This window comes from Paracoccus albus, from assembly GCF_027913035.1.
GTDB classification, from domain to species: Bacteria; Pseudomonadota; Alphaproteobacteria; order Rhodobacterales; family Rhodobacteraceae; genus Paracoccus; species Paracoccus albus.
This window is the reverse complement of sequence record NZ_CP115775.1, coordinates 1,589,180-1,606,310: the sequence shown is the minus strand read 5'-3', so window position 1 is coordinate 1,606,310 and position 17,131 is coordinate 1,589,180. Positions and strand designations below refer to the sequence as shown.

The following is a 17,131-nucleotide window of genomic DNA, read 5'->3' as shown; positions in this document are numbered from 1 at the left end:
GGATGAACGTACCGCTGACGCTCGAACAGAAGCATCGCGAGGCAGACGGGATGGGTGGGTATCGGACGGTCTGGCGGAGTTTGGGGTTGCTTTACGCGTCCATGAAAAGCGGTTCGGGCCGTTTGAGCGGTGGCGAGGTTGGGCCCGAAAGCGTCAGTCGCTGGCAGATCCGCTTGCGTGCCTTTCCGCTGGGTGATCCTCGGCGACCCGTTGCCGGGCAAAGGCTGCGCATGGGGCAGCGGATTTTTCATGTCGAGGCAGTGGCGGAGGCGGATGTTGCCGGTCGCTATCTGCGTGTGTCGGCCAGAGAGGATGAAAGATGAGCTATCACGCTTCGGTCGCACTGCAGGGCGCGGTCTATCAATGCCTGCGCGATGATCCGGCCCTGTCGGCACTGGTGGGCGATGCGGTTTTCGACGCGATGCCGATTGAGCCGCCAAGCGGCGTCTATCTGTCGCTGGGGCCGGAAGCCATGCGCGGTGTTCATGACAGCGCAGGATCGGTCGCGCGTCACGATTTCGTCGTGTCCGTGCTGGCGGGAACAGAAGAAGGCGCAGGATTTCGCGCTGTGAAAGAGGCCGCAGCCGCTGCCTGTACGGCCCTTGAAGGGGCGCAGATGGAATTGGGCCAGACGAGGCTTGCCGGTCTGTGGCTTGTGAAGTCGCGGGCCAGGCGCGTGGGAAACGGCGCTGAGCGGCGGGTCGACCTGACCTTCCGCGCAGTGATTGACCTGAACTGAGGAGAAGAAACATGGCGGTTCAAAACGGACGCGATCTGCTGATCAAGATGGATATGACAGGTGCGGGCGCATTTGAGACAGTGGCGGGGCTGCGTGCGACCCGCATTGGTTTCAACGCTGAATCGGTCGACGTCACCAGTCTGGAAAGCGAGGGTCGCTGGCGCGAGTTGCTGGGGGGGGCGGGTGTTCGCTCTGCCTCGATCTCCGGCTCTGGTGTGTTTCGTGATGCGGCGAGTGATGGGCGCGCGCGGCAGGTGTTCTTCGATGGTGAGGTGCCGCTGTGTCAGGTCATCATACCGGATTTCGGGATTGTAGAAGGGCCGTTCCAGATCACATCGCTGGAATATTCCGGCAGTCATAACGGCGAGGCGACCTATGAAATCGCATTGGCGAGCGCCGGCGCGCTGAATTTTGTGGCGATATGATGGTCAATCCGATGCGGGGAGATGTCCTGGTCACGCTGGATGGTGTGGATCATATCGCGCGTCTGACGCTTGGCGCATTGGCTGAGCTGGAGACCGAGCTTGGCGCCGGTTCAATGGTGGAACTTGCTGCCCGGTTCGAGGAAGGGCGCTTTTCGGCAAGTGATGTGATGGGCGTCGTCGTGGCTGGCCTGCGTGGTGGCGGATGGCGAGGAAACCGCGCTGATCTGCTGGCGATGGATGTCGCCGGCGGGCCGGTTGCGGCGGCCCAGGCCGCGGCGCAATTGCTGGCGCGCGCTTTTGCGATGCCGGGTTAGGGCGCGGCACATGGCTGGATTGGATTGGCCGGGCCTGATGCGTGCCGGGATGCAGGGATTGGGACTGCGGCCAGATGAATTCTGGTCGCTGACCCCGACAGAGCTTGCGCTGATGTTGGGCGTGAATCCGGCAGCCGCGCCGATGACACGGTCGCGCCTTGAGACGCTGGCGCGTGCCTTCCCCGATCACACAGCAGAAAAGGAGGTATGAAATGGCCGACAGGAACGGCTTGGACGATGCCGGTGAGGCTTTGGCGCAGCAGATGGATCGGTCGGGCGACATTGCCGCCGGTTTCTCGGCCGAACTGGGCCGGTTGCAGCAGTCGATGTGGCTGACCTCGCGCGAGGTGGACAGCTTTGCCAGCGGGATCAGCGGCGGGCTGAAGCGCGCCTTTGATGGCATGATTTTCGATGGTCTTAAGCTGAGCGATGCGCTGAAGGGTATTGCCAGGTCAATGGCGGACACCGCCTATGGGATTGCGATGAAACCGGTCAGGGATGCGGTTTCGGGCGCAATCGCGGGCAGCATCAACGATGTCATGTCAGGGGTAATGCCCTTTGCCGATGGTGCGGCGTTTGCGCAGGGGCGGGTGATGCCATTTGCCAGGGGCGGCATTGTCACCCAGCCGACCCATTTTCCGATGCGCGGCGGCACCGGGCTGATGGGTGAGGCGGGGCCGGAAGCCATCATGCCGCTGACGCGCGGTGCCGATGGCAAGCTTGGTGTCGCGGCATCGGGCGGTACCCGGCCGGTCAACGTCAATATCACCGTCAACACCCCCGACGTTGCGGGCTTTGCCCGCAGTCAGGGCCAGATCGCGGCCCAGATGGGCCGTGCCCTGGCGCGCGGTCAACGCAATATGTGAGGCAAGATGTTCCACGAAATACGCTTTCCCGCGAACCTGTCATTCGGGTCGGTCGGCGGTCCGGAGCGACGCACCGAAATTGTCACGCTCACCAATGGTTTTGAGGAACGCAGCACCCCTTGGGCACATTCGCGGCGGCACTATGACGCTGGGCTGGGCCTGCGCTCGCTGGACGATATCGACGCATTGATCGCCTTTTTCGAGGGCCGGGGCGGGCAGATGCATGGGTTTCGCTGGAAGGATTGGGCCGATTACAAAAGCTGTTCGCCAAGCGCCCAGCCCCATTGTGCCGACCAGTTGATCGGACATGGCGACAGCCGTGCCACATCGTTCCGGCTGTGCAAGCGGTATGCGTCGGGTCCGGGCAGCTATCTGCGCCCGATCCTGAAGCCGGTGGAGGGCACTGTGCGCGTGGCTGTGGGCGGTGACGAAATGCGTGAGGGTGCGGGCTTTGCCGTCGATACCGCAACAGGCGTCGTCACGCTGACGGAACCTGCGGGAGAGGGCGCGCCCGTCACGGCAGGGTTCGAATTCGACGTGCCGGTGCGCTTTGACACCGACCGGATCGCGGTATCCGTTGCGTCTTTTCAGGCAGGTGAAGTGCCGCAGGTTCCGGTGATCGAGGTGCGGCTATGACTGCGAATATGGCAAGGGCGTGGTCCATCACGCGATCAGATGGTCTGGTGCTGGGCTTCACCGATCATGACTGTCCGCTGGAATTTGCGGGCGTGTCATTCCGGCCCGATTCAGGTTTGACCGCGCAGGCCATCGTGCAGGGGGCAGGGCTGTCGGTCGACAATACCGATGCGATCGGCGCGCTGTCGGATGGCGCGATCAGCGAGGCCGATATCATGGCCGGTCTCTGGGACGGCGCGGAACTGTGCCAATGGGAGGTGGACTGGTCCGACCCTGCGCAGCACCGGCTGGTGTTTCGGGGGCATTTGGGCGAGGTCTCACGCACGGGTGGCGCGTTCCGGGCAGAGCTTCGCGGCTTGTCAGAACCGCTGAACCAGCCCGTCGGGCGGGTGTTTCATCCGCGCTGTTCGGCGATATTGGGGGATGGCGCATGTGGTGCCGATCTGAGCCGGCCGGGACTGAGCGGCGAGGCGCGGATCGTGTCGGTTGATGGATCTCGCCTGAATCTTTCTGATCTGGGCGGGTTCGAGGATCGCTGGTTCGAGCGCGGTGTGGCCGAGTTTCTCGACGGAGATGCGAAGGGCATTCGCTGTCACGTCAAGAATGACCGTGCGCGACCCGGTGGACAGCGCGAGGTTGAACTGTGGACCAAGCCGGGGTTGGACCCGGTTCCCGGCGCGCGGGTTCGGATGATTGCGGGTTGTGACAAATCACCCGCGATGTGTCGCCTGAAATTCGCAAATTTCCTGAACTTTCGTGGCTTTCCGCATCTGCCTGAAGAGGACTGGCTGATGGCGCCTGCGAAACAGCGCAAGCAGCGTGCCGAAGGACTTTTCAAGCCCGGTGTCGAGGTGACGAATGCTATCGAGTGATGTCGGGTATGACGCGGTACGGATTGCGAGGCAATGGCTGGGAACGCCTTACCTGCATCAGGCCTCGGTCAAGGGCGTCGGGACGGATTGTCTTGGCCTGATCCGCGGTGTCTGGCGGGGGCTTTACGGGGATGAGCCAGAGCTTCCGGCTTTCTATTCTTCCGACTGGGGTGAATATGATGCGAGCGAGCCACTGTTGACGGGGTCGCACAGGCATTTTCTGGTTGATGAAAGTGTCGAAACGTTGGGCCAGATCCTGCTGTTCAGAATGCGTCAGGGCGCGTCGGTCAAGCATTTGGGTCTGGTTTCGGCTGTGGGCGATGCGCCTGCCTTTATCCATGCCTATGACCGGCACGGCGTCGTTGAGAGCCCGCTGTCCGGGCCTTGGCGGCGGCGCATCGCGGCGCGTTTTCGCTTTCCGAAACCATAGGAGATCAACATGGCAACCATATTGCTTTCCGCGGCCGGTGCCGCGATCGGTTCCGGATTCGGCGGTACTGTTCTTGGGATGAGCGGTGCCGTCATTGGCCGTGCCATCGGTGCGACGGCAGGGCGAGTGATTGATCAGCGGCTGCTTGGCGCGGGATCTCAGGCGGTGGAGACCGGCCGTATCGACAGGCTGCGCATCCAGACCACGGGCGAGGGCGTGCCGATCCCGCGCCTGTGGGGGCAGTTGCGTGCGCCTGGTCATGTGATCTGGGCGTCGCCGCTGGAAGAGATCAGCGCGACACGGGGCGGCGGCAAGTCGGGGCCGAAGGTCACGAATATCAGCTATCGGCTGAGCGTAGCGCTTGCGCTTTGCGAGGGGCCTATTCTTGGCGTTGGCAGAGTCTGGGCGGATGGCGAGGAAATCGCGCCGACTGACATTAACATGCAGATTTATCAGGGCACCGAGGATCAGTTGCCCGACCCGTGCATCAAGGCGCATGAGGGAGAGAATGCCCCGGCGTATCGCGGCACGGCCTATGTCGTGCTGGAGGATCTGGCACTGGAGCGGTGGGGCAACCGGATGCCGCAGCTGAGTTTTGAGGTGACGCGGGCTGCAAGATCGGGCGGCGGGCTGTCGCAGGATGTGCGTGCCGTGGCGATGATACCGGGCACAGGAGAGTATTCGCTTGCGACGACGCCAGTGAGCTTCGATCGCGGGCTGGGAGAGGTCGTGCCCGCAAACAGCGCCACCGCGCTTGCCGCGACGGATTTCGCTGCCTCGATGGATATTCTGGGGCGGGAACTGCCCAATGTCGGATCAGTCTCTCTGGTCGTGTCCTGGTTTGGTGACGACCTGCGGGTCGGACATTGCTCGTTGCAGCCGAAAGTCGAGGATGCGGCACGGGACGGCCAGGAGATGGCGTGGCGCGCGGGTGGGATCGCGCGACGCGACGCGGCAGAGGTTGCGCGCAAGGATGGACGTCCGATCTATGGCGGAACGCCTGCCGACGCCTCTGTCATTGAAGCTTTGCGGGCGATTGCAGGGTCCGGACGCAAGGCAGTGTTCTATCCCTTTATCCTGATGGAACAGATGGCGGGCAACGGCTTGCCCGATCCCTGGACAGGTGCCGATGATCAACCCGTGATGCCGTGGCGCGGGCGCATCACGGCAGAAATCGCGCCCGGGGGCGCGGGCAGTCCGGATGGCACGGCGGCAAATACCGCGGCCGTACGGCGGTTCTTCGGCAAGGCCGCGCGGGATGATTTCAGCGCCGAGGGCGAAACGATCCATTATACCGGCCCTGACGAATGGTCCTATCGCCGCTTCATCCTTCATTACGCGCATCTTTGCGCTGTCGCTGGCGGGGTGGATGCATTCCTGATCGGGTCGGAGATGCGCGGGCTGACGCAGCTTCGCGGACCGGGTGACAACTTTCCGGCGGTCGAGGAGCTTTGCCGGCTGGCGGCGGATGTGCGGGCGATCCTGGGCCCGGAGGTTAAGATCAGCTATGCGGCCGATTGGTCAGAATATTTCGGCTATCAGCCGGGCGGCGGAGAGGTGTTCTTTCACCTCGATCCGCTTTGGTCGGATCCGAACATCAATTTCATCGGGATCGACAATTACATGCCGCTGTCGGACTGGCGCGAGGGCGAGGATCACGCCGATGCGGATTGGCGGCGGATCGACGCACCGGGCTATCTGGAAAGCCGGATTGCCGGTGGCGAGGGGTATGACTGGTATTATGCCGACCCGGCGCATCGGGATGCACAGAAGCGAACGCCGATCCATGACGGAACCCATGGCGAGCACTGGATCTGGCGCTACAAGGATCTGGCGGGCTGGTGGGGCAACCGCCATCACGACCGCATTGGCGGCGCGCGGCAGGTCACGCCGACGGCATGGGTGCCGCGGTCCAAGCCGATCTGGTTTACGGAAATGGGTTGTGCGGCGATCGACAAGGGAACGAACCAGCCGAACAAGTTTCTGGACGCGATGAGTTCCGAATCGCGTTTGCCGCATTACTCGAATGCCAGCCACGACGATGCTGTGCAGGCGGCATATGTGGCGGCGATGCAGCGCTATTGGTCCGATCCCGCGCATAATCCGGTTGGCAGCTATGGCGGGCCTATGGTTGATGTCTCGCGTGCCCATGTCTGGTGCTGGGATGCGCGGCCCTTTCCTGCGTTTCCGGGGCGCACCGATCTGTGGTCAGATGGTCCGGCATGGGATCGCGGGCATTGGCTGAACGGACGCGCGGCAGCGGTGCCCTTGGCCTCTGTGGTTGCGGATATCTGCGCGGAGGGCGGCGTTCATGACGTCGATGTCAGCGGCTTGTCGGGGCTCGTGCGCGGTTATCGCGCGGGCGGGGCAGAGACGGCGCGGGCCAGCTTGCAGCCATTGATGCTTGCCTATGGGTTCGACGCGGTTGAGCGCGATGGCGTGCTGCGCTTTATGATGCGTGACGCTCATGTCAGTGCGGCACTGAATGAGGTTGAACTGGCCGAGGCAGAGGACGGTGCGCATGAAACCACACGGGCTGCGGCTGCAGAGGTGGCGGGACGGTTGCGCCTGACCCATATTGCCGTCGATGGCAGCTATGCGACCTCGACGGTTGAGGCCAGTCTGCCCGGTTCATCCGTGACTGCCGTTTCGGACAGCGAGATCCCGTTGCTTTTAACCGTGGCGGAGGCGCGCGGCACGGCAGAGCGGTGGCTGGCTGAATCGCAGGTCAGTCGAGAGACGATCCGTTTCCGGCTGCCGCCCTCAAAAGGGGGGCTTGGGCCGGGTGATGTCGTGTCACTGCATCGGCGCGGCGAGGCATCACCTTGCCGCTGGCGGATCGATCGGGTTGAACGCGCCGGGGCGATTACCGTTGATGCGGTCAGGACGGAGCCGGGTGTTTACCGGCCTTCGGATCATCAGGAAGGCGGTATTGCCGTCACGCGTTATCAGCCGCCAATGCCGGTCTGGCCGGTCATCCTTGACCTTCCGATGATGCGCGGCGGCGAGGTGCCACATGCGCCGCATATCGCTGTGGCTGCGAAACCCTGGCCGGGATCTGTCGCTGTTTACGGTTCTGGCAATCGTGGCGAAGGCTATGCGCTGAACAAAATGCTGCCTGCGGGTGCGATGATCGGTTTAACTGAATCGCCGCTGCGCCGCGCCAGGGCGGGGCTTTTGGACCGGGGCGCGGGGCTGATCGTCCGGTTCAGCCCTGGCGCGCTGTCTGGTGCATCTTTTGACGCGATGCTGAGCGGGGCGAACTTCATGGCGATCGGCGGAGGCTCTGCCGATCGGTGGGAAGTGTTCCAGTTCATGCGGGCCAGTGCCGTGGAGCGAAATCTGTGGTCTTTGCAGGACAGGCTGCGGGGTCAGTTCGGTACCGATGCGCTGATGCCGGATGAATGGCCGGTTGGATCTGTTGTGGTCTTGCTGAATCCGGCGCTGAGGCAGTTGGATTTCGATCCGGAGATGCTGGGGCAGACGCGCTTTTGGCGCATTGGTCCTGCGACACGTCCGGCCGATCACGACAGCTATCGGCTGAGGTCCACCATCACCAAGGGTGCGGGTTTGCGTCCATTGTCGCCCTGTCATCTGCGGCTGGACGGCAACGTTGTTTCGTTCATCCGGAGAACACGGGTTTCCGGCGACCGCTGGGACCTGCGTGAGGTCCCGCTTGCCGAGGCGCGCGAGGCCTATCTGATCCAGGTCTCGGACGGTGGCGAGGTGCATGAATTCGAGACCGCGACGCCACGCTTTACGCTGCCAAGCGAACTTGCCGAAAAGGCGGGCGGCGGCGGGCTGACCATCTCTGTCGCGCAGCTATCCGATCAGTACGGACCCGGTCCCTTCATCACGAGGAGTTTCTGATGACCGAACATATGACTCAGCGTCTTGGCCTGCCTCTGCTTCAGCCATCGCAGGCGCAAAAACATGTGACCGTGAACGAGGCGCTTGCCCGGTTGGACGGGCTGGTGAACCTTGCCTTGCAGAGCATTAGCCGGATCGTTCCGCCACTGGCGGCGGTCGAAGGCAGTTGTTTTGCGCTACCCGTGGGTGCCGAAGGCGCGTGGGCTGGTCATGAGGGCGAATTGGCAATCGCCTCCAACGGTGGCTGGGTGTTTGCCGCGGCGCGCGCCGGGATGCGTGCGTTTGTGGTGGATGCAGCTGCGCCTGCAATCCATGACGGCTCGGGCTGGGCGGTCGGTGCTTTGACGCTTGGGTCATCAGGCGCGGGTCTGCTGGCACGTTGCGTTGAGACGGATGTGGTGATTACTGCCGGGCAGAGCGTTTCTACCGATCTGGTGATCCCCCATGCCGCCATGGTGATCGGGTTGACCGCGCGAGTGTCCGAAACGATCACCGGCACGCTGTCAAGCTGGCAGATGGGGACGGCAGGCGCGCTTGACCGATTTGGTTCGTCATTGGGTCTGGGGCAGGGGTCATGGGCGCGGGGTATGTTGTCGCAGCCAATGACCTATTGGTCGCCCGAACCTGTTATTTTGACGGCAGAAGGTGGCGATTTCACGGGCGGCAAGTTGCGGATTGCGGCGCATTGGCTGGAGGTAGGCCTGCCGTCGTAGCGTCGCGATCCGACGGGTTTTCTGCGCTGCGGCTTTGCGCTAATCTGCGAACAAAGGAGTCGCGCATGAACAGTCCCGCGAAAGCCGAAACACTGGACGTGGCACCGCTTGGCGGTGCCCGTATGTGGTCGCAGATATGTGCAGAGGCCCGCGAGGCGATTGCGCAGGAACCCCTGTTGGGTGCGCTGATCCATGCCGGGCTGCTGCATCATGGCAATCTGCAATCCGCGCTTGCCTATCGTTTCGCGATGAAACTGTCCTCGGGTGAAATGAGCGCGCAGCTTCTGCGCGAGATCGCGGATTCCGCCTATGCCTCTCGCCCAGAGCTGGTGCTGGCGGCGGAGGCTGATCTGCGGGCAGTTTACGAGCGTGATCCGGCGACCCATCGCCTGATGCAGCCCTTCCTTTTCTTCAAAGGGTTTCAGGCCCTGCAAGCCTATCGCATCGGTCATTGGCTGTGGACGGAGGGGCGGCGCGATATGGCCTATTTCGTACAGATGCGCTGCTCGGAAGCGTTTGGTGTCGATATTCACCCCGCCGCTCGGGTCGGCAAGGGGGTGATGATGGATCACGCCCATTCCATCGTGATCGGGGAAACGGCTGTGGTCGGCGACAATGTTTCGATGCTGCATTCGGTGACGCTTGGCGGGACCGGCAAGGCGGATGGCGACCGGCATCCGAAGATCGGCAATGGTGTGCTCATCGGAGCGGGCGCGAAGGTTCTGGGCAATATCACCGTCGGACGTTGCAGCCGTATTGCTGCAGGTTCTGTTGTCCTGTCCGACGTACCGCCCTGCAAGACCGTCGCGGGCGTTCCGGCAAAGATCATGGGCGATGCGGGTTGCACCGATCCGGCTTTCGCAATGGATCACCTGATCAACGTCACCGGAATGGACGAGGACGAGGGTTAATCCAGTCTCGCCACCCATTCCGGCACGATCTGCGTGGCTGGGCCGGTCAGATGTTCGTGGAAATTGCGGCTGACTGACGAACGGTCAAGGTTCAGTTCGACGCAATGTGCGCGGAACTGACGGGCGAGCTGGACGAAACCGGCGGCGGGATAGACATTGCCCGATGTGCCGATGGCCGCGAAGAGATCGGCGCGTTCGAGTTCTTCGGAAATCTCATCCATGTGATACGGCATTTCCCCGAACCAGACGATATCGGGCCGCGCGGTCAGATTGGCGCAGGCGGGGCAGGGCGTCGTCACATCCATCACAAGCGGGCTGGGCCAGCGATGGCCGCATGATGCGCAAAGGGCGCGCTTCACTTCGCCATGCATGTGGATCACATAGGGCGATCCGCCGCGTTCATGAAGATCGTCCACGTTCTGCGTCACAAGGGTCAGATCGTGTTTACGTGCCAGATCGGCAAGAGCGTGGTGGGCGGCATTGGGCTGCGCATCTGCGACAGCGGCACGGCGTGCGTTATAGAAGCGGTGGACCAGAACCGGATCGCGCGAGAATGCCTCTGGCGTGGCGACATCTTCAACCCGGTGATCCTCCCAGAGGCCGTCCTCGGCGCGGAAGGTGCGCAGTCCGCTTTCGGCGGAAATCCCCGCGCCGGTCAGGACGACAATGCGCATATCAGCGGCAGTAGGATTCGGCTGCGCCTGCGAATGCTTTGTAGCGGGACCAGAAGGCGTTGTCGGAATCGCGCTTCGACATACGAACGACCTGCGCCTTGTGGGGGTCGCGGAAGAAGGATGCGGCCAGGCGCTGATCCGAGCGCGACAGCATCTGGTTGGCGACCTGTTGTACGCAGCCGCAGAGGGCCTGCTGACGCGCACCGCGTTCGGAACGAACGCAAGCGCTGTCGATTGGGCCAGCCATTGCCAATGGGGTGGTCAGCACGATCGCCGCTGCGGCGATGAGAATGCGATTCATCTCTGTCTCCTCGGTTCTGCCTGAGTTGCCTTGCCGGCCTTCTTGGGGACAGTGATCTCCGCCCCTCTGAAATGAGAGTAACAAGAATGGGTCGTCCGCTCAATCAGCGCATTGGTCGAAGTGATCGCGTGTGAGCGGGGCGAAGCGACGATATGTTGTGTCGGGCCTGCGCGCGGCATGTCGGGATTAGCGAATCACTTACGCGGTGTGACGCGGATCGGGTTCAGATCACGCCGAACCGGTCGACGTCGATCATGCCGTAATCGGTTATCTTCAGGTGCGGGATCACGGGCAGGGCGAGAAAGGCGAGTTGCAGGAAGGGTTCATGCAGCACGACGCCCAGATCGCGCGCCGCCTTGCGCAGCGACACAAGGGCATCGTGGACCTGTTCAAAGCGCTGATCGCTCATCAGCCCGGCGATGGGCAGGGACAGCTCGGCCGTGATCTCGCCGTCACGCACGACGATGAAGCCGCCGCCGATCTCCGCAAGCCTTTTTGCGGCGAGGGCCATATCGGCGTAGTCGATCCCGACAAGCGCCATATTGTGGTGGTCATGACAAACCGTCGAACCGATGGCACCGGCTTTCATCCCGAAACCAGTCACGAACCCGTTGGCGATATTCCCGTTTCTTCCGTGACGTTCGACGATGGAGATGCGGGCCTGATCCTTGCGAAGGTCGGGGGCTCGGTCACCGTTCGTCGCTGGTATGTCGCGAACAAGGTGATCCGTGAGGATGCGACCGGGCTGGATGCCGATTACGGGTGTTTCGCCCGATCCGGGAAGGCGGAAGCTCTCGGGACCGATTGATGGAATGCGAATAGAGTGGAGGCCAACGGGTTCTGGCGTTGCGGTGCTTTCGAAATTTTCGGGCTTCACAACGTGACCACCGCAGATCACTTGCCGGATGCGGCAGGTTTGCACGTCATCCAGAACGACGATATCGGCCCTTTTGCCGGGCGCAATCTGGCCGCGATCCTTCAGTCCAAAAGCCTCGGCACCCGAAAGTGATGCCGCGCGATAAACGGCAAGCGGGTCGCAACCGTGACCGATCAGTCTGCGGATCATGCTGTCGAGGTGCCCTTCTTCGGCAATGTCCAAAGGGTTCCGGTCGTCGGTGCACAGGCACATATAGGGTGCGGTCAGCGGGGTCAGCGCGGGTGCAAGTGCATCCAGATCCTTCGAAACAGAACCTTCGCGGATCAGGATACGCATCCCCTTTTGCAGCTTTTCGATGGCCTCTGTGGCGGTCGTCGCCTCATGTTCAGTGCGGATGCCGGCGGTGATATAGGCGTTGAGGTCACGGCCCGACAGAAGCGGGGCGTGACCGTCTATATGCTGGCCCGCGAAGGCCGTCAGCTTTTCCATGCAGTCTGGACTGCGGTTTATCACGCCGGGATAGTTCATGAACTCTGCCAGCCCGACGACGGCGGGGTGATCCGCCAGGTCCATCAAGTCAGCCGCGTTCAACGTCGCCCCTGATGTTTCCATCGGCGAAGATGGCACGCATGAGGACAGGTTCACGCGCAGGCTCATCACCATATTTTCGGATGCATCGAGGAAATAGCGGATGCCAGCCGCGCCGGTCACGTTTGCAATCTCATGCGGATCACAGATCGCGGTGGTCACACCATGTCGTGTCACGCAGCGGTCGAATTCAGCGGGCGTCACACAAGAGCTTTCGATATGCAGATGGGTGTCGATGAACCCCGGCACCAGCACCGCGCCGGTGACGTCGATCTCTTGTTTGCCTTTATAAGCTGCGCCGATACCGACGATGGTGTCACCGCAGATAGCCACATCTCCCTGGATGCGTGCGCCCGTGACCATGCACCAGAGCACGCCGCCTTTCAGCACCAGATCGGCCCGTTCATCGCCTTTGCCCTGAGCGATGCGGGTTTCAAGCGGCGCCTGGGGGATTCTGGTCATCTGGCTCTCCTTCACACGCGCCGATGATCCTTCGCGCACGGGACAGAGTAAACCCCGCAGTGACCTCTGGTCATGTCAGATGAGTTTGATCCTGCGACGAAAACGGCGAATAACGACATGCCGCCCGAGCGCGATCTGATGTCGGGCCGAACGCGCAAGGGGGTGCCGCCTGAATCCCTCTTCCAGCGGGTCGCGTGGCCTTGTATATGCGGCGCATGACCGACCTGAACCTCATCCGCAATTTCTCCATCGTGGCGCATATCGACCACGGTAAATCCACGCTGGCCGACAGGCTGATCCAGTTGACAGGGACGGTCGCTGAGCGCGACATGAAGGCCCAGTTGCTGGACAGCATGGATATTGAGCGTGAACGTGGCATCACCATCAAGGCCAACACCGTGCGGATCGCCTATCCCGCGAAAGACGGGCAGACCTATATCCTGAACCTCATCGACACGCCCGGCCATGTCGATTTCGCCTATGAGGTCAGCCGGTCGATGCGGGCGGTCGAAGGCTCGCTGCTGGTGGTGGATGCGTCGCAGGGGGTTGAGGCGCAGACGCTGGCCAATGTCTATCAGGCCATCGATGCGGATCATGAGATCGTCCCGGTCCTCAACAAGATCGACCTGCCGGCGGCAGAGCCCGACCGCGTCAAGGAAAACATCGAAGACGTGATCGGCATCGATGCCTCCGACGCGGTGCCGATTTCCGCGAAGACCGGCCTTGGCATTCCCGATGTGCTGGAGGCCATCGTGACGCGTCTGCCCGCGCCCAAGGGCGACCGCGATGCGGCGTTGAAGGCCATGCTGGTGGACAGCTGGTATGACCCCTATCTGGGCGTTGTCGTGATGATCCGCGTCATGGATGGCGTCATCCGCAAGGGCGATCAGGTCAAGATGATGCAGACCGGCGCGACCTATCGGCTGGACAAGCTGGCCGTTCTGACGCCTGCGATGAAGGACATCCCCGAACTTGGTCCGGGCGAGATCGGCGTCTTTACCGCGTCGATCAAGCAGGTCCGCGACACCCGCGTCGGCGATACGATCACCCACGAGAAAAAGCCTACCGAAAAACCCCTGCCGGGCTTCAAACCCGCGCAGCCGGTGGTGTTCTGCGGTCTGTTCCCGGTCGATGCCAATGATTTCGAGGCCCTGCGCGACGCCATCGAAAAGCTTGCCCTGAACGATGCCAGCTTCAGCTATGAGATGGAGACCTCGGCAGCGCTTGGCTTCGGCTTCCGATGCGGCTTCCTCGGGCTGCTGCATCTGGAGGTCATCCGCGACCGGCTGGAACGCGAATATGATCTGGACCTGATCACCACCGCGCCCTCGGTCGTGTTCCGCCTGCATATGCGCGACGGCGAGGTGCGGGAATTGCACAATCCCGCCGATATGCCCGACCTGACTCTGGTCGATCATATCGAAGAGCCGCGCATCAAGGCCACGATCATGGTTCCGGACGAATATCTGGGCGATGTGTTGAAACTGTGCCAGGACCGGCGCGGCATCCAGCTTGACCTGACCTATGCCGGGCAGCGGGCGATGGTTGTCTATGACCTGCCGCTGGCGGAAGTCGTGTTCGATTTCTACGACCGCCTGAAATCGGTGACCAAGGGTTATGCGTCATTCGATTACCAGATCAGCGAATATCGCGAGGATTATCTGGTCAAGATGTCGATCCTGGTGAATGACGAACCCGTCGACGCGCTGTCGATCATGGTCCACCGCGACCGCGCGGAATCGCGGGGCCGGGTGATGGTCGAAAAGCTGAAAGAGCTGATCCCGCGCCACATGTTCAAAATCCCGATTCAGGCGGCGATTGGCTCGCGCGTCATCGCGCGTGAAACCCTGAGCGCCATGCGCAAGGACGTGACCGCAAAGTGCTATGGCGGTGATGCGACGCGTAAGAAAAAGCTTCTGGAGAAGCAGAAGGCCGGTAAGAAGAAAATGCGCCAGTTCGGGAAGGTAGAGATCCCGCAGACGGCGTTTATTCAGGCGTTGAAGATGGATGGGTAGTCAGAGGTCACAGATAAAAAGGCAACCTCTGCCCATCTCTCATACTTATATGATATTCAAGTGGGTGTTGGGCCGTCTACCAGATGCCTCCGCCATTTTGTCCAAGAGACTGGTCATAGTCGCGTCCAATATTTGAGCCTATGGCATCTCTGAGTTGGGCCTCCGTATCGATAGAATACTCTATCCGATCGCTCGGGTTGTTCAAATCGTATTGGTATCGGTTTCCGGACGAACCTATATAGTCATTAGTGTCTGTAGCAGATTGCCCGACCGACTGACTGTTGACGTACGCGCCCTTGCATACACCGCCAATGACCGGTCCTACGCAGCCAGCGATTGTTGGCGTTGCAGATCCGATCAAGAACAGAGCTATTACTGATGTTCGCATGATCCGTCTCTCCTTTTTTGGATTTGCGCACCAGCAGATACTTCGGGAGGGCAAAAAAGCACAATCATTTCAATATAATAATTGAGATAATTTGTACCTTCAGCACCTGCATCCTTCTTAGACGTTCCTCATGAGAAAGGACAGCAAGTGTAGGGGAACTCAAGCTGACAGAACTGGATGCAATCTGTAGAGGCTCTGAATGGCCAAGCCTTGAAACGTTTCATAGCGCTATCTCGGCGTGGCGGGAATATGGATCGGGTCCTTGCAGCATGCAACAGAGGCCTAGCTGAGACGATCTTTTAATGTTTAACGATGCGCCGTAATTACTCATCATAGCGTTTTCGCAAGCGACTTTGGCATTTTTCAATCGGACATGGCGATCCGATTTGGACAATGGCAATCCGCTGGGGAGACCTTGACACATAATGTCGGTTTTAAGCTGCGGTAGGAGGAATAGCTGAAAGTTGGTGATGGCCCCTGAGGGGCGGCATATCATGGCGGTGTTCAAGACGCCGTCAATTCTCGTAGAGAAAGGGATATGCCACATGAGAGAAGATACCATCACCGGCTTGCCTGATCCATCCGGATTTTCCGCCGATCCGCTCACCGACCTGATCCGGTCTGGAGCGCGGCAATTGATCGAACAGGCGCTTGAGGCTGAGCTTGGCGCGTTGCTTGCGCAGTTTGCCGATGACAGGACACCGATGGGGCATGCTCGGGTCGTCCGACATGGCCACTTGCCAGAGCGCGAGGTCATGACCGGCGTCGGCCCTGTGGCCGTGAAAGTGCCGCGCGTTCGGGACCGCGGTGAGCAGGCTGAGAAGGTGCGCTTCACCTCGTCGATCCTGCCGCCGTATCTACGCAAGGCCAAATCCGTCGAGGAATTGCTGCCCTGGCTCTATTTGAAGGGCATTTCCACGGGTGATTTCCAGGAAGCCCTGGCCGCGCTGCTTGGCCCGACTGCGGCTGGCCTGTCATCCACCACGATTTCGCGCCTCAAAGCCGACTGGTGGGAGGATTATGCACGTTGGCAGAAACGCGACCTCAGTGCCCGGCGCATCGTCTATGTCTGGGCGGACGGCGTGTATTTCCAGCCACGAATGGAAGAGAAACAATGCGTCCTGGTTCTCATTGGCGCGGATGAATGGGGTCGAAAGGAAATTCTGGGCCTGACGGACGGCTTATCGGGAAAGCACCCAGAGCTGGCGTGAGCTGCTCCTCGATCTCAAGCGACGCGGCCTTTCTCACGCACCCGATCTGGCCGTTGGCGACGGCGCACTCGGGTTCTGGGCAGCCCTGCGCGAGGTGTTTGGAGACCCCTGTGAACAGCGCTGCTGGTTCCACAAAACCGGAAATGTCCTGAATGCGATGCCCAAGTCGGTCCAGGCCAAAGCCAAGGGCCATCTGCATGATATCTGGCAGGCGGAGACGAAGGCCGAGGCCAACGCTGCCTTCGACTTCTTCGTCGAAACCTACGGTGTGAAATACGAAAAGGCGGTGGCCAAGCTGGTCAAGGACCGCGAGGGGCTACTTGCTTTCTATGACTTCCCTGCGGAACACTGGAAACATATCAGGACAACCAACCCCATCGAAAGCACCTTCGCCACCGTCCGTCACCGAACCGGCAAAACCAAGGGCTGCTTGAGCCGCAAAACCGGGCTGGCAATGGCGTTCAAACTGATGATGTCAGCGCAGGGCAAATGGCGAAAACTCGACGGATCAAACCGCATGCCTGAGATCATTCAGGGCATTGCATTCATCGACGGCATCAAGCAACTTCAACCGGCCGCCTGATAACGCCGTCACCAACTTTCGGGCATAGCTCTTAGGAGAGCGCATAAGCCCTCTCGGAAAAGACGGGCAACCCTTCGACACACTCGGACAGCAAGAGTATATCGCGTAGCCTGCGGGTATTTCGGCTTGAGCGCAAGTCCGGTCGGCAAAGTTGAAACGGTGTAGATTTTCCACCCCAGTCTAATTGCATGCCAAGAGCATCTTCTAGGGCCATGGCTCAAGCCAACAGATAACGGTTGCGGCGAGTTCGATTGCC

Annotated in this window: 16 protein-coding genes and 1 pseudogene; 14 read left to right on the top strand and 3 right to left on the bottom strand. The window is 61.1% G+C overall.

Translation table 11 applies throughout. The annotated features are described in order from the left end of the window. Nucleotides 1-2 precede the first annotated feature (2 nt). The 12 genes from PAF20_RS07995 (at nt 3) to cysE (ending at nt 9,776) form a co-directional block, all read left to right on the top strand. The gene (locus PAF20_RS07995; protein WP_271073168.1) at nt 3-323 is read left to right on the top strand and encodes a head-tail adaptor protein; all 321 of its coding nucleotides are present in this window, start codon (nt 3-5) and stop codon (nt 321-323) included. After that, nucleotides 320-739, top strand: coding sequence for a DUF3168 domain-containing protein (locus tag PAF20_RS07990; RefSeq protein WP_271073167.1), 420 nt, complete (start codon nt 320-322; stop codon nt 737-739). The genes PAF20_RS07995 and PAF20_RS07990 overlap by 4 nt, the downstream gene beginning before the upstream one ends. Before the next feature lie 11 nt (nt 740-750). After that, on the top strand, nt 751-1,164 hold the full coding sequence (locus PAF20_RS07985) for a phage major tail protein, TP901-1 family (RefSeq protein ID WP_271073166.1): 414 nt from the start codon (nt 751-753) through the stop codon (nt 1,162-1,164). Continuing rightward, nucleotides 1,164-1,478 (top strand): gene transfer agent family protein, encoded by a 315-nt coding sequence (locus PAF20_RS07980; protein ID WP_271073280.1) that lies wholly within the window; start codon nt 1,164-1,166, stop codon nt 1,476-1,478. The genes PAF20_RS07985 and PAF20_RS07980 overlap by 1 nt, the downstream gene beginning before the upstream one ends. A gap of 10 nt (nt 1,479-1,488) precedes the next feature. After that, nucleotides 1,489-1,689: a rcc01693 family protein gene (locus PAF20_RS07975; protein WP_271073165.1), complete on the top strand. Its 201-nt coding sequence runs from the start codon at nt 1,489-1,491 to the stop codon at nt 1,687-1,689. Nucleotide 1,690: 1 nt separating this feature from the next. After that, a complete protein-coding gene (locus PAF20_RS07970; protein WP_434802947.1) occupies nt 1,691-2,344 on the top strand; it encodes an RcGTA-type gene transfer agent tail tape measure protein in 654 nt (217 codons plus the stop codon). Nucleotides 2,345-2,350: 6 nt separating this feature from the next. Next, complete coding sequence (locus PAF20_RS07965; protein ID WP_271073164.1) at nt 2,351-2,980, top strand: DUF2460 domain-containing protein; 630 nt, start codon at nt 2,351-2,353, stop codon at nt 2,978-2,980. After that, the gene (locus PAF20_RS07960) at nt 2,977-3,852 is read left to right on the top strand and encodes a phage/gene transfer agent baseplate hub protein (RefSeq protein ID WP_271073163.1); all 876 of its coding nucleotides are present in this window, start codon (nt 2,977-2,979) and stop codon (nt 3,850-3,852) included. Before PAF20_RS07965 ends, PAF20_RS07960 begins: the two co-directional genes overlap by 4 nt. Beyond that, nucleotides 3,839-4,282: a C40 family peptidase gene (locus PAF20_RS07955; protein WP_271073162.1), complete on the top strand. Its 444-nt coding sequence runs from the start codon at nt 3,839-3,841 to the stop codon at nt 4,280-4,282. The genes PAF20_RS07960 and PAF20_RS07955 overlap by 14 nt, the downstream gene beginning before the upstream one ends. Before the next feature lie 9 nt (nt 4,283-4,291). Then, nucleotides 4,292-8,152, top strand: coding sequence for a baseplate multidomain protein megatron (locus tag PAF20_RS07950; protein ID WP_271073161.1), 3,861 nt, complete (start codon nt 4,292-4,294; stop codon nt 8,150-8,152). Continuing rightward, nucleotides 8,152-8,865 carry a DUF2793 domain-containing protein gene (locus PAF20_RS07945; protein WP_271073160.1) on the top strand — a complete coding sequence of 238 codons (714 nt, stop codon included), beginning with the start codon at nt 8,152-8,154 and terminating at the stop codon, nt 8,863-8,865. Before PAF20_RS07950 ends, PAF20_RS07945 begins: the two co-directional genes overlap by 1 nt. 122 nt (nt 8,866-8,987) lie before the next feature. Continuing rightward, nucleotides 8,988-9,776: a serine O-acetyltransferase gene (cysE, locus tag PAF20_RS07940; RefSeq protein ID WP_271073278.1), complete on the top strand. Its 789-nt coding sequence runs from the start codon at nt 8,988-8,990 to the stop codon at nt 9,774-9,776. On the opposite strand, the gene PAF20_RS07935 is transcribed toward cysE, so the two are convergent. The 3 genes from PAF20_RS07935 to ade all read right to left on the bottom strand — a co-directional run bounded on the left by PAF20_RS07935 (nt 9,773) and on the right by ade (nt 12,678). Beyond that, entirely contained in the window at nt 9,773-10,450 is a 678-nt protein-coding gene (locus PAF20_RS07935; protein ID WP_271073159.1) for an NAD-dependent deacylase, read from the bottom strand. The genes cysE and PAF20_RS07935 overlap by 4 nt on opposite strands. A gap of 1 nt (nt 10,451) precedes the next feature. Then, nucleotides 10,452-10,751 (bottom strand): hypothetical protein, encoded by a 300-nt coding sequence (locus PAF20_RS07930; protein ID WP_271073158.1) that lies wholly within the window; start codon nt 10,749-10,751, stop codon nt 10,452-10,454. A gap of 223 nt (nt 10,752-10,974) precedes the next feature. Beyond that, nucleotides 10,975-12,678: an adenine deaminase gene (gene ade / locus PAF20_RS07925; protein WP_271073157.1), complete on the bottom strand. Its 1,704-nt coding sequence runs from the start codon at nt 12,676-12,678 to the stop codon at nt 10,975-10,977. 215 nt (nt 12,679-12,893) lie between these two features. On the opposite strand from ade, the gene lepA reads away from it, so the two are divergent. Both lepA and PAF20_RS07915 read left to right on the top strand, forming a co-directional pair. After that, complete coding sequence (gene lepA, locus PAF20_RS07920; protein WP_271073156.1) at nt 12,894-14,693, top strand: translation elongation factor 4; 1,800 nt, start codon at nt 12,894-12,896, stop codon at nt 14,691-14,693. 933 nt (nt 14,694-15,626) lie between these two features. Further along, nucleotides 15,627-16,875 (top strand): annotated as a pseudogene (locus PAF20_RS07915) (IS256 family transposase). The last annotated feature ends 256 nt before the right edge of the window (nt 16,876-17,131 follow it).

Coding starts and splice junctions, on each gene's coding strand:
- PAF20_RS07985 (WP_271073166.1), top strand. CDS start 751: ATGGCGGTTCAAAACGGACGCGATCTGCTGATCAAGATGGATATGACA.
- PAF20_RS07930 (WP_271073158.1), bottom strand. CDS start 10,751: ATGAATCGCATTCTCATCGCCGCAGCGGCGATCGTGCTGACCACCCCA.
- PAF20_RS07960 (WP_271073163.1), top strand. CDS start 2,977: ATGACTGCGAATATGGCAAGGGCGTGGTCCATCACGCGATCAGATGGT.
- PAF20_RS07935 (WP_271073159.1), bottom strand. CDS start 10,450: ATGCGCATTGTCGTCCTGACCGGCGCGGGGATTTCCGCCGAAAGCGGA.
- PAF20_RS07965 (WP_271073164.1), top strand. CDS start 2,351: ATGTTCCACGAAATACGCTTTCCCGCGAACCTGTCATTCGGGTCGGTC.
- PAF20_RS07975 (WP_271073165.1), top strand. CDS start 1,489: ATGGCTGGATTGGATTGGCCGGGCCTGATGCGTGCCGGGATGCAGGGA.
- PAF20_RS07970 (WP_434802947.1), top strand. CDS start 1,691: ATGGCCGACAGGAACGGCTTGGACGATGCCGGTGAGGCTTTGGCGCAG.
- PAF20_RS07945 (WP_271073160.1), top strand. CDS start 8,152: ATGACCGAACATATGACTCAGCGTCTTGGCCTGCCTCTGCTTCAGCCA.
- PAF20_RS07955 (WP_271073162.1), top strand. CDS start 3,839: ATGCTATCGAGTGATGTCGGGTATGACGCGGTACGGATTGCGAGGCAA.
- PAF20_RS07995 (WP_271073168.1), top strand. CDS start 3: ATGAACGTACCGCTGACGCTCGAACAGAAGCATCGCGAGGCAGACGGG.
- cysE (WP_271073278.1), top strand. CDS start 8,988: ATGTGGTCGCAGATATGTGCAGAGGCCCGCGAGGCGATTGCGCAGGAA.
- PAF20_RS07950 (WP_271073161.1), top strand. CDS start 4,292: ATGGCAACCATATTGCTTTCCGCGGCCGGTGCCGCGATCGGTTCCGGA.
- PAF20_RS07990 (WP_271073167.1), top strand. CDS start 320: ATGAGCTATCACGCTTCGGTCGCACTGCAGGGCGCGGTCTATCAATGC.
- ade (WP_271073157.1), bottom strand. CDS start 12,678: ATGACCAGAATCCCCCAGGCGCCGCTTGAAACCCGCATCGCTCAGGGC.
- PAF20_RS07980 (WP_271073280.1), top strand. CDS start 1,164: ATGGTCAATCCGATGCGGGGAGATGTCCTGGTCACGCTGGATGGTGTG.
- lepA (WP_271073156.1), top strand. CDS start 12,894: ATGACCGACCTGAACCTCATCCGCAATTTCTCCATCGTGGCGCATATC.